At 41.6% G+C, this 12,842-nt stretch carries 9 protein-coding genes; 4 read left to right on the forward strand and 5 right to left on the reverse strand.

Annotated features, from left to right (window positions below; genetic code table 11):
• The first annotated feature begins 181 nt into the window (after positions 1 to 181).
• The gene (locus IQ230_RS03310) at positions 182 to 1,819 is read left to right on the forward strand and encodes a metallophosphoesterase family protein (protein WP_228054541.1); all 1,638 of its coding nucleotides are present in this window, start codon (positions 182 to 184) and stop codon (positions 1,817 to 1,819) included.
• Here the strand turns inward: IQ230_RS03310 and IQ230_RS03315 are convergent, their stop codons facing one another.
• The gene (locus IQ230_RS03315; protein ID WP_193930660.1) at positions 1,820 to 2,245 is read right to left on the reverse strand and encodes a DUF29 family protein; all 426 of its coding nucleotides are present in this window, start codon (positions 2,243 to 2,245) and stop codon (positions 1,820 to 1,822) included.
• 277 nt (positions 2,246 to 2,522) lie between these two features.
• Here IQ230_RS03315 and IQ230_RS03320 point away from each other — a divergent pair, with 277 nt between their 5' ends.
• Positions 2,523 to 2,837 (forward strand): hypothetical protein, encoded by a 315-nt coding sequence (locus tag IQ230_RS03320; RefSeq protein ID WP_193930661.1) that lies wholly within the window; start codon positions 2,523 to 2,525, stop codon positions 2,835 to 2,837.
• A gap of 94 nt (positions 2,838 to 2,931) precedes the next feature.
• On the opposite strand, the gene hemB is transcribed toward IQ230_RS03320, so the two are convergent.
• The 3 genes from hemB to IQ230_RS03335 form a co-directional block, all read right to left on the reverse strand.
• Positions 2,932 to 3,912 carry a porphobilinogen synthase gene (hemB, locus tag IQ230_RS03325; protein ID WP_193930662.1) on the reverse strand — a complete coding sequence of 327 codons (981 nt, stop codon included), beginning with the start codon at positions 3,910 to 3,912 and terminating at the stop codon, positions 2,932 to 2,934.
• Positions 3,913 to 4,537: 625 nt separating this feature from the next.
• Positions 4,538 to 5,551 (reverse strand): hypothetical protein, encoded by a 1,014-nt coding sequence (locus IQ230_RS03330; protein ID WP_193930663.1) that lies wholly within the window; start codon positions 5,549 to 5,551, stop codon positions 4,538 to 4,540.
• Between the two features lie 172 nt (positions 5,552 to 5,723).
• A complete protein-coding gene (locus tag IQ230_RS03335; protein ID WP_099699839.1) occupies positions 5,724 to 6,068 on the reverse strand; it encodes a DUF4870 domain-containing protein in 345 nt (114 codons plus the stop codon).
• Between the two features lie 430 nt (positions 6,069 to 6,498).
• Between IQ230_RS03335 and prfC the strand changes: the two genes are divergently transcribed.
• The gene (gene prfC / locus IQ230_RS03340; protein ID WP_193930664.1) at positions 6,499 to 8,130 is read left to right on the forward strand and encodes a peptide chain release factor 3; all 1,632 of its coding nucleotides are present in this window, start codon (positions 6,499 to 6,501) and stop codon (positions 8,128 to 8,130) included.
• A gap of 27 nt (positions 8,131 to 8,157) precedes the next feature.
• Positions 8,158 to 11,520, forward strand: coding sequence for a GAF domain-containing protein (locus tag IQ230_RS03345; RefSeq protein ID WP_193930665.1), 3,363 nt, complete (start codon positions 8,158 to 8,160; stop codon positions 11,518 to 11,520).
• Between the two features lie 2 nt (positions 11,521 to 11,522).
• Here the strand turns inward: IQ230_RS03345 and IQ230_RS03350 are convergent, their stop codons facing one another.
• Positions 11,523 to 12,803, reverse strand: a complete 1,281-nt coding sequence (locus IQ230_RS03350) for a DNA cytosine methyltransferase (protein ID WP_193930666.1) — start codon at positions 12,801 to 12,803, stop codon at positions 11,523 to 11,525.
• Between the last annotated feature and the right edge of the window lie 39 nt (positions 12,804 to 12,842).

The raw sequence follows: 12,842 nt of genomic DNA on the forward strand, positions 1-12,842 counted from the left end.
GCCATTAGCGATTAGCTGTTAGCTTTTTCTAAAGATTATGTCTATATTACGTTCGCCTACTAAATCAGTGCGTTTGAGTAAAATCCTGCAGAAATCTTATGTCATTCTGGTTATAATGACGACGTCTTTAGTGCTGATTTGCTCTAATTTATTAGAGGTGCGCTCATTTGAACAACCAATTATGAATTCTGCACCGCAATTGTTAAGCGATCCCTTTTTGCAATTACCAACAGAAACGACAGTTAATGTTGTTTGGTTTACCGAATTTGCTGGAACTGAACACAAAGTTTTTTATGGTAAAAATTTTGAACAAAGCGCGATTGCTACGACAACAAAACTCAGCCGCACGCGGGAAGATCAAGACTCTAAGTTAAATGAAAACCCCTATCAGCAACCGACACCACGGAATATTTGGCGTCATGAAGCGACTGTTCGCGATTTAAAGAAAGGCGATCGCCTTTCTTATCGCATTACTAGCACAACTGAAGATCAACAAACTGTCACTAGTCGCGAATTTACTCTCGCATCGAAACCACCAGCCGGAACGCCACTCAAAATTCTTTTAACTTCAGATCATCAACTCAAACCAATGACTGCGGCAAATTTGCAGAAAGTGGTAGAAACGATTGGACGAGTAGACGCGGTGTTTTTCGCGGGTGATATGGTGGATGTTCCCGATCGCGCCTCTGAGTGGTTTGATGACAGTCGAGGTTGTGCTTTTTTTCCTTGTTTGCAAGGTCGTGGAAGTTACGAGTTAACCAAGAATGATACTAAGAGAACTTACACAGGCGGAGAAATTATTCAACACGCGCCGCTATTTTCTACAATTGGCAATCATGAGGTAATGGGGCGGTATGCGCATAGCGATAGTTTAGATGGTGAGTTTGATGATGCAGTTCCGCGGGCAATTGCCAAAGCAAGATTGAAAGATGCTAGCAATCGCACAGTTAAAGATCATTCCTTTAATACCGACACCTATGAAGAGATTTTTACTTTACCCAAAAGTGAATCGGGAGGAAAAACATACTACGCCCTTAGCTTCGGTGATATTCGCTTAGTTGTCTTATATGCAACCAATACTTGGCGTTCCCCTCGTCTTGATGGCAAGTCTAAGGGTAAATATCGCGAACGCGAACAAGATTTAAATCGTCCAGAAAATTGGGGTTATGGACAGCATATTTTTGAAGCGATCGCGCCTGGTAGTCCTCAATACGATTGGTTACAACAAGAACTTAATAGCCCAGAGTTTCAACAAGCAAAATTCAAAATTGTCATGCTGCATCATCCGCCGCATTCGCTAGGAGGAAACATCGTACCCGCTTACACCGATCCTGTGCAAAGTATTGAACGCCATGAAGATGGCACGATCAAAGCTGTACGCTACGAATATCCTCAAGATGCAGATTACCTGATCCGCGATGTAGTTCCTTTACTAGAGGCAGCCAACGTCCAACTTGTGTTTTATGGTCATTCACATCTGTGGAATCGCTTTGTGAGTTCTAGTGGAACGCATTATTTAGAAACATCGAATGTTGGTAACTCCTACGGCGCGCACGTCGGCGAAAACAAGCGACCTGTTCCTGTAGGATATCAGGAAGACTACGCGGCAATAGAAGATCCTAATGGGCGAGAACCAATCATGCCAACAATTGCACCTTTTTCTGATGACAATGGTAAACTCATGCCATACATTGCAAGTAACGATATCACAGTTTTTAGTATTTTTGATACAGCCAGCAGTTTAATCACTAGCTATGCATTTGATACGCGAGAACCTAATTCAAAAGTTGTCAAGTTTGATGAGTTTCAGTTGAAGTAATTACTCTTGAATTAGTAAATTCATTGCCATTGTTATTATTTGTTCTCGGTTAATCATTTTTTCGATTTCTTCTTTTTCATATACACCTTCAAATGCTTCAATTGCAGCTTTTTCTAATGCTAATCCGTAAGCATCCTCTAGTGTTTCAATTAATTCGTCTTCAGTAAGGTAAGTCCCTTTCACTTTGTGTCGCTGATTAGTACGTTGAATTTGCTTAACAGCATTACGAATTGAAAGTTCCCAGGAACGGGTACTCCGTTTTTCTGCTGATTGTTTAATGAGATGTAATAATAAAATTATTCCATAACTAAAAATTTTATTAAGTTTGTCCGATTTACTCATTTCTTCTAATTCTTCAACCAACTCTATGGCTTCTGTTACTTTGCCTTCATAGAGAAGTTGTTTAAGCATGATTAATTCTTCCATTGGTCACAATTTGATTAGGAAAGTTGTTATTAAATTCTTCCTCTGTTAGAGAATGAGTGATAAAAAAGCTAATTGTTAACAATTACTAGCCTTTAAATTATGTCTATTTTCTCTGACTTATCTTATTTTGACACTTTTTACAGTGGGCGATCGCCATTAATTCTTACCAATTTCCGCGTTTTGTAAAGTCCTGTTGCAAACCTGTCAAAAACCTTTAGAAATCATCTACAACACAGACAGGGCTTTAATCTAGAACTTTAGAACAACTTTACGAATTATGATGAGTAACATCCAAAAGTATCGCTTTGTCTGTACTTTGACCTTTGGTGACATCTACGGTCAAATCATTGTTTGGCTGATTACTATCACCCTGAGTTTAGCCTCAGCAATGGCGCTAATGGGAGCTAGACGTCCAATTTATGCTCTCGCTACTGTAGGACTAATTATCTTACTCTCACTGCCTTTTCTACTATTTGCTTTTGTAACAACACTGTTAAATCACATTGAACTGTCCCCAGTAGATGCAGCTACAAAGACAAAACCCATACCAGGTAATGTATCTCAACAAGAACCAGTACAAGCTACTGGCTAAAGAATTCGTGTACTCGGTGAACGTGCAATGATTGACAACAAATCCCTACCAAGGAGTAGGGATTTTACATATCACAGGTAAAAGTTACTTGAAATTACTGTAACCATCGTGCTGCATCTTTAGCGTGGTAAGTCAAAATTAAATCTGTCCCAGCACGTTTGAAGCTAGTTAAAGTTTCTAAAACTACGCGCTGTTCGTCAATCCACCCATTCAGCGCCGCTGCTTTAATCATTGAATATTCACCAGAGACGTTATACGCTGCAACAGGTAAGTTACTTGCTTCCTTAACGCGCCAGATAATATCCATGTATGCTAACGCGGGCTTAACCATCAGCATATCTGCACCTTCAGCAATATCAAGGACAATTTCTTTTAATGCTTCTCGTGCGTTACCAGGATCCATTTGATAAGTTCTGCGATCGCCAAACTGTGGTGCTGATTCTGCTGCATCGCGGAAAGGACCATAATACGCTGAAGCGTACTTTGCGGCATAAGATAAAATTGGTGTATCTTGATAGCCCGCATCATCCAATGCAACGCGAATCGCTTGTACAAAGCCATCCATCATTCCTGATGGTGCAATGATATCGGCTCCAGCTTTGGCTTGAGAAATTGCAGTTTTCTTTAATAATTCTAGTGTGGGATCGTTTAGTACTCTTCCTGTCAAGTCGCCGACTTCTAAATAACCACAATGTCCGTGCGGAGTATACTCGCATAAACACGTATCTGCAATCACAATTAAATCTGGAACGGCTTCTTTTACCGCAGTCGCAGCCTTCTGCACAATTCCGCAATCGTGCCACGCGCCAGTTGCATCGGTATCTTTATCTTCAGGAATTCCAAACAAAATAATCCCAGGAATGCCTAAGTCATAAACTTCCTTGGCTTCTTCGACAATCTTATCTACTGATAACTGGTAAACACCAGGCATCGATTTGACTTCTTTAGCAATACCTTCACCAGGTACAGCAAACAAGGGATAAATTAAATCGCTAGTTGTTAAAACGGTTTCACGTACCATCCGACGTAGCTGGGGATGGGTTCTCAAGCGGCGAGGGCGATGATTAGGAAACATAGCGTTTGGATAAACAATCAAAAATGAAGCTCAAGAAAATTAGCGCGAATCGAGTAGCTTATTTTTTGCAGTATAGTACGCCCAGTTGCCAAGTTTCCTCAAAATAGCGATTCTGACAAATTAAGATATATTTCCTTAATATAAGGAGTCGAATGCTTGAAGTCTTCCTCAAAACCTGATAAGATTTTCTACATAATAGAAATCCGTGCATTTTTTTAAAAACAATTCATATTTCTACTTCTAAAGAAGCTTACGATAAATAATACTATAAATAGCTTGTAATAGACAAGAAAAAACATCTCAATTTTGTGACTTTTATATTCGTAAATACAAAGCGATCGCATTTCACAATAATGTTATCACTCGGCAACCCCTCGATGAACCGTATGACAATTTAGCATTTGAGGCAGGAAATTACAGATTCTATCAGCCCAGCATCGATTTATCAGAACCTTTAACCGCAGATGATAATGATACTCTGCTTTATTGGTTCATCGCTAGCTATCAAGCCTCAGACAGTTTTGCCGATTTCGCTAACTCAGATTTGATGACAATTGCTCCCTCAATCACTTGGAAATTAGGCGATCGCACTAGCTTAAACCTCTACTATGAATACCTTGTTCACTTAGGTACTAACAACAGCAGACGGATTAGCAGCTTCTTGCAAAATAACCTCAGTAATCGCTTTAACAACATCGCGACTTTCCCAATAGCTACCGTGCGCATCTCCGCCATGCAGTAACGCTAAAAACGAGCGGCTAAGTGGTTGCACTAAAAAGTCTGACAAGTCTGCATTACTGGTCACAACGTCTTGAATATCTAAAAATTGTCGCTTACCATCGACTAAATCAGGCATAATTGTTGCGAGTGGATAAGCTACCGGATCGCCTGGATGGATGAAATTGCGCCAGGGTAATGTTTTTTGCCCGCGTTCATTATAAAGTTGCTCTAATAATGCTTCTAGTTGTGGGGTGATATCGTGGGTAGCAATTTTTTTTGCTTGCTCTTGTGTCAGTTCGCGTTCACCTCTGGCTTGATCTTCCCCTGAAACAACATTGATTAAGTTAAAAAAAGCAATCGGCGAACCCATAGTGTGGATACTCGAAAGCCGAATTCCATGAAGGGGTTCAGGCTTGACGCCAAAAATACCTTGACGAATTCTGCGCACACTTTCATATGCAGGTAAATCAGGGTTATCCCAACGCGCTGCAAATAGAACGTCAAATAAAATTACAGTACCCCAGCTATGCGCTACTAAGTGCATGCGATCGCCTGGCTCAGGATTAACAGGCAGTTGTTGCTTGAGTTGTTCTGCAATAGCAATAACGACTTTAGAACCGACATGACGGCTAATATAAAGTGCTGCATCACCCACAAACTGCATGAGTTGCTTTTCACGGAACTCCCGAAACCACATTTTCTCCCACGTTGGTGACTGTTGTAATCTCTTTAATAACTTGTTTTCTTCTTCCTTATTAACATCACCCCAGTAAAGAGGAATGTATGCGCGAGTGATATTTGGTGACTGATTTGCTATTTCTCTATCAATGCGCTCAATTAATTTGTTAGCATAAGTTCTTTCTTCGCGTTCCTCGCGAGTATTGACACCATGCACAAATACAATGTAGTCCGTAGCCATATAACACCTCTATAGCAAGTTGCCTTGGCTACAACTTCAATTTGTTTCTGGGAAAATCCGGTTAAAGTTAAAAAAAATTTAGATAGACTTTAAAGAGTGCGATCGCCTATGGCGCTGCGTTCTGCGCAATCGCCTAAACCACATACCAAGTGGGGCGAAGCACTCAACTTGATTAAAACACTCGAAAAATAAAGGGATAGCGGTAAGCTTGATCGGGGTTGTTCAAGATTTGCACAATTCCTAAAATTGGCAGTCCCCAATGGAATAGAAACAAAATTGGTCCCAAAATTAGCCCTAATGCACCTAGGGTGACAAAAGCCAGTACTGCAATAATGATGCCATATAGCCATACATTAAAGTGAAAGTTAATTGCCTCTTTAGCATTATCTTTCACAACAGGGTCAGTTGATAAAAATAATGCAGCAACTGGAATGCCTATTGCTACTAATGTTGTACTAAAAAAAATCGAGCCGTGACACAATACTGAAACAATTTTTCTTTGATCTGAATCGTACATTGCATTTCCTCAATTCTTACTAATTAGTATACATAAATATAAACTCAAGCCATACTATCTTTAGTCGTAATCATTTAATATTATTAAATAACTGTAATAAAGATACTAATTACAAGTTTTTAAGCAGTTTCTTTTGCTTGAAAAAAGTAATTTAATTCATTCTTTTTAAATCTTTCTTTTTACAAAGAAATTCATCACTACTAGTAATTATTCCTTCAATAAAGTCATCAATGTTATGATAAAATACTTTTCTTCCACTCTTTTCTTCGCGCACTTTGTGGTTCGGTAAAAACAATCTGATAACTTTAGAGATTGCTATTCTAATTTTTAGTAGAGAAGCTCCGCAAGAAGAGAAACATCGTCTCACCAGATAAGTTTGTATAATTGTAGAATAGCGAAAAACAATTCCTGTAGTATCAGCATAGCATTCATGACATCTATTGACCTTCAGCCTGAATTGCACACAGAGGTAGAACGTCGGCGTAATTTTGCAATTATTTCCCACCCAGACGCAGGAAAAACAACACTTACAGAAAAGCTCTTACTTTACGGAGGAGCTATCCACGAAGCAGGATCGGTAAAAGCAAGGCGGGCGCAGCGTAAGGCGACTTCAGACTGGATGGCAATGGAGCAACAACGAGGGATTTCAATTACCTCAACAGTCTTACAATTTGAATACGAAAACTGTCAAATTAACCTACTCGACACACCAGGACACCAAGATTTTAGCGAGGACACCTACCGGACGCTCGCAGCGGCTGATAATGCTGTCATGCTTATTGATGCAGCAAAAGGGTTGGAACCGCAAACACGCAAGTTATTTGAAGTTTGTAAAATGCGCCAGCTGCCTATTTTTACATTTGTCAATAAACTCGATCGCCCAGGAAGAGAACCCCTCGAACTATTAGATGAAATCGAACAGGAATTGGGACTACAGACCTATGCAGTAAATTGGCCAATTGGAATGGGCGATCGCTTTAAAGGTGTTTTTGACCGCCATCAACAGCAAATTCACTTGTATTCGCGCGTTCTCCACGGTAGTCGCGAAGCTGTAGATACGGTAGTTGATATGGGCGACCCCAAAATAGAAGAACTTTTAGAGCAAGATTTATATTACCAACTAAAAGACGATCTTGAACTTCTAGAAGGCATTGGACCTGAACTTGATCGCGATTCGGTTCACCAAGGAAAAATGACACCCGTGTTTTTTGGCAGTGCGATGACTAACTTCGGGGTAGAACTCTTTCTCAATTCTTTCCTAGAATACGCGCTTAAACCAGGTAGCCGCAATAGTACCATTGGAGAAATTGCCCCAACATATCCAGAATTTACAGGATTTGTGTTTAAACTCCAAGCAAACATGGACCCGAAACATCGCGATCGCGTTGCGTTTGTCCGCGTGTGTACAGGAAAGTTTGAAAAGGACATGACTGTTAATCACGCCCGTACTGGAAAAACAATTCGGCTATCACGTCCACAAAAATTATTTGCGCAAGATCGAGAATCAATTGATCGTGCGTTTCCTGGCGACGTCATTGGTTTGAATAATCCTGGTGTTTTTGCGATTGGTGATACTATCTATACCGGTCAAAAAATCGAGTACGAAGGAATTCCTTGTTTTTCGCCGGAATTGTTTGCGACACTGCGAAATCCTAACCCTTCAAAATTTAAGCAATTTCACAAAGGTGTTTCCGAAATCCGCGAAGAAGGCGCAGTACAGATTATGTACTCTGCGGATGAGTCAAAACGCGATCCGATTCTTGCTGCAGTTGGACAACTACAGTTTGAAGTCGTTCAGTTTCGCCTACAACAGGAGTATGGCGTAGAAACACTGCTCGATTTGTTACCATACACTGTTGCGCGTTGGGTTGCCAATGGTTGGGAAGCTTTAGATAAAGTAGGGCGATTATTCAATACAGTAACAGTAAAAGATAATTGGGGGCGTCCTGTGTTACTATTCCGCAATGAGTGGAATTGTCAGCAACTACAAGAAGATCATCCAGAACTAGAGTTAACGGCGATCGCTCCTGTTGTCTCCGGTCAACACCCAGTTAATGGATAACCGCCAAAAGATGAGGGCGTGCGGTTTATGGAACCCGTCAAAAACAATAAACCAAAAGTTCTCATTCTTAATGACCAATCAGAACTTGAGATACTTTGTTGCGCTCTTAAGCAAGATTATGAGGTGCTAATTGCTGATTCAGAATCAGCTGTGTTGGAAATTTTAACAACAGATGTAGCAGTCCTGATATCACGCGAAATTTCCTTAAGCCAAGCTGCGCTGACTGCAACAAATTCTGATATCTTGCAACTTATTTTGACAGATAATGCGAATACACCTGAGTTAAGTGAGGCAGTTAGTACTGGTAAAATATTCAAATGCCTGCCGAAATCTTGCTCTTTAGAAGCCTTAAAAACAGCCATAGACCAAGCCGTTGAGACATACAATGTTCTCAAGCTACGGACGCAAAAACTCTATTCCAGACTCCATCGCCAAGCACGACTCAATACGATTACGAATACAATTCGTAGCGCTTTAAACTCGCGTCAAATTTTACAGACAATTGTAGATACAGTAGGTCAGATGCTAGATGTCAGCTGCTGTATTCTTCGCCCCTTTCAAGATAATCGCGTTGCTGAGGAATCATTTATTTATCAAAAAGCGAATCGCGCTTCAGATGTCATTCACGATTGGGTTTTAGTACAAACTGTATGGGAAGCGCGAGAGTTACAAATTATCAATGATGTCACTACCGATGTGCGGCTGCAAAATGCGATCGCATATCAACAGGCAAATATTGTGTCTAGCTTAATCGTACCATTATGCCAACAGGAATTGATGGCAGTTATGGCAATTCATCAATGCGATCGCCTGCGTCAATGGCAAGATGACGAAATCGAGTTAGTCACCCTAGTAGCCGATCAAGCAGCACTAGCTTTATCGCAAGCACGGGCATACGATCGCATCTCGGCTTTAGCTCAACGCGAAGCCCTAATCAATAAAATTACCGCTGCAATTCGCTCTAGTCTCGATCCACAAGATATTTTTGCCGCAATCACTCAACAACTAGGACAAGCTTTACACGTAGACGGCTGTGCTTTGTCACTGTGGACAGAAGAAGACGAATTTGTACAGTGTGTTGGTTTATACAACCGAACTGAAACTGAATCTTTCTTAAGCCCGCAACAACTACCACAATCGCGTTCTCCCATTGCCGGAAATCCAGTTTTACAACTTTTGCTGAAAACACAGCAACCTGTTGTCATTAACGATCTTAACCAACAACCAGAAATGCGCGGTCTTGATTTACCGCTTTCCTCTCCCGCAGCGCGGGCTTTATTGGTTGTGCCACTGCTTGCGGATAATACTAGTATTGGTAGTATTACATTACGCTCGTTCTACAAACCACGCCATTGGCAAATTGAGGAAATTGAATTAGCCCAAGCTGTCGCAGCACAAGCAGCGATCGCAGTTCAACAATCGCGACTATATCAGAAAAGTTGTGCTTTAGCCGATCGCTTAATGGAGTTAGATCGCCAAAAAACGCACTTTTTTCAAAACATCTCTCATGAGTTTCGCACACCACTGACATTAATGCTCGCACCGCTAGAATCAGCGGTGAATCAACAACAAGACTTACCATTAGAGCAAGCAGCGATCGCATTACGCAACTCCCGTCGTCTCTTGCGGTTGGTTAATCAACTCCTAGACTTACAACGACTCGATGCTGGAAGAATGCAGCCGAGTTTTCGTCCTTGCGATTTATTAGAGTTCGTCAGTCAAATTGTTGAATCATTTCGCCCTTACTGCGAAAAAAAAGAACTCGAACTGATTACTGAATTTAATCTTTGTCCTTTAGTATATCTAGATACAGAAAAATTTGACAAAGTCATCTACAATCTTCTATCGAATGCAATGAAATTTACTCCTCCAGGGGGTAAAATTACGATTCGCGTAGAAACGGCGGGAGATCACTGTTTAATTCAGGTCAAAGACACTGGCATTGGTATTGCCAAAGAACAGATTCCTCACTTATTTAAACGCTTTCATCAAGCCGAAGCTGCACTTAACCGTTCCTATGAAGGAAGTGGCTTAGGACTTGCTTTAGCAAAAGAATTAATCGAACTACACTCTGGTCAAATTTCTGTAGAATCAATCCGCGAGCAAGGAACCACATTTACAGTTTGGCTGCCCATCGGCAAAGGACATTTACCACTTGACCAAATACTAGAGGTTCCTACTCAAGTTCAACTGCGCAGCGCTGCGGTAGAACTAGCTGATTTGGAGATAGCAGAAGTAGAAGCAGACACAGATAACGCCGAAGATAGGATACCGATTCCCAATCTACTAGCAACTAGTCACCAGCCACTAATCACTATTCTTGTTGTCGATGACAATCTCGATTTAAGAACTTATGTATCGACAATTCTGACTCAACAAGGTGGTTATCAAGTTTATACCGCACGTAATGGCATGGAAGGATTGCATTTAGCAGACAGCATTCTTCCCGACTTGATTGTAACTGACTTAATGATGCCGCAACTGTCAGGTTTAGAAATGATTTGGCAGATTCGCAATGATAGGAAACTTAAAGGAATACCAATTGTCCTACTAACGGCAAAAACTGACGAAGAAACTCGGATTACAGGAACCGAACACGGTGCAGATGCGTATCTCGCAAAACCTTTCAACGATCGCGAACTCCTAGCAGAAGTCCGAAATCTACTGGCATTAAAAGAGAATGAACGTCGCGTTGTCGAGTTGAATACTTACTTAACTGAATCAGTACTAAAACGTTTTTTGCCCCCAGAAATGGTCAAAAAAGCAGCAATGGGGGACTTGGCACTCGATTTACGCCCAGAACCGCATTTGATTACAATTTTATTTAGCGATATTGTCGGATTCACGCAACTTGCCAATACATTGCGATCGCGCCGTGTCGCCGAGTTGTTAAACGAATACCTAGAAACAATGATCCGTGCCGTATTTGATAACGGTGGAACAGTAGATAAATTTATGGGAGACGCACTATTAGCAATCTTTGGTGCGCCCGAAGACATGATGCCAAATGAACAAGTTCGCCAAGCGATCGCCACCGCCCGCGCGATGCATCACGCCTTAACTCAACTCAACCAACGTTGGCACGATCAAGGAATCTTGGGTAAAAATCAAAGTCATTTGATTCAGTTTCGCTGTGGTATTCACCAAGGTACGGCAGTCGTTGGCATGTTTGGTAGTGCAGAACGCGCTGATTACACAGCAATTGGTCCTAGTGTTAATATTGCGGCGCGATTGCAACAAGCTGCTGCACCTGGACAAATTTTAGTTTCTGCTGCTGTCGCCGATTATTTAGACGACGATGAAATTATTAAATACAGCCCCTTGGAACTCAAAGGCGTTGATGAAACTGTTTTAACATTCTCTGTATGCCCAAATCAGGCTGGGGACTAATGCTATTTGTCGCGCGCATTCCAGTAAGATGTTGCTTCTGTGCTTTTAAATCGTAGTAACTGCGTGCTACCCAAATTTAACGATACCGCTGGGATCGCAGGGTTAATTTCTAAAGCGGCGATCGCTTGATGTCCGATCGCTTGTGCTAAAAGTGGCGGTACCGCATTACCAACTTGACGAAAACCATGCCACTTGGTTTGATGAAAGCGAAACCAATCAGGAAAAGAGTGCAACCGCGCGGCTTCTCGCACTGAAATTACCCGCGATCGCGTTGGATGAATTGGACGCGGAGAAGTATAACTACCGCGTTCTACACCTGTACCCGCGCGTAAAGTGTGGCTTAATCCACTGAGATCTAAACGGCGTAAATGGCTAATAGGATCGCGTTGATTTGGTAACATAGCAGCAAACCTGGCAATACTATTTGTGGTATGCTGCGTCCGCATCGAACTTGTTAATAACTGCGGATTCCAAGAGCGAGGATAAGAAAAATCGCTTAGTGATTCACTGCGCAGTAACTTAGCGTAATCGCTAGCTTTTTGTTGCAATTGCAGCAGTTGGCGATCGCTTAACAAAACTTCATCAGTAAACAACAATTCAGGAAATTCTTCGAGATCAGGAAGATCCGCGATCGCATCTTTGACGGTGATAAATGTTTGGTGTGGTTGGGGTATTACGGGTGTCACGTGATGTTGAGAACCAAAAAAAAACAGCCGTCGTCGGCGTTGTGGAACACCAAAATCTGCAGCATTGAGAATTTGTACTTGAACTTGGTATCCAGCTTGTTCAAACTGCGTTTTGAGTTGAGTACACCAAGATTTATATTGCCCAATCGCCATTCCTGGAACATTCTCCATCACAAAATAGCTAGGGCTTAATTCTGTCACCAAGCGATAAAAGTGAAAAACAAGATTGTTGCGTTCATCATCAAGCGATCGCTTACCCATAATTGAGAAACCTTGACAGGGCGGACCACCAAAGAGTAAATCAATTCGCCCATCCCAACTAGAAATTGCTTGCGGGTAATGCGATCGATACGCACAAGTTGCAGCCTCTCTAATGACATCGCCACTGATCTGACTAATATCTGCGACAACAACCCGCGTCAGCGGAAAATTGAATGAGTAAGTACAAGCATGAATTGGATCGTGTTCCACCGCCACTAACACATCAAACCCAGCTTGTTCAATCCCTAAAGAAAAGCCTCCAGCACCTGCAAACAAATCTACTGCAACCGGACGGGCTTTCGTGGCGAGTAATTGTTGATTGCTGGCTCGAACCATTGGTAATTAGGGATAGTATGTTTACTCAATAGCTGTGAC

Source organism: Gloeocapsopsis crepidinum LEGE 06123 (assembly GCF_015207655.1).
GTDB classification, from domain to species: Bacteria; Cyanobacteriota; Cyanobacteriia; order Cyanobacteriales; family Chroococcidiopsidaceae; genus Gloeocapsopsis; species Gloeocapsopsis crepidinum.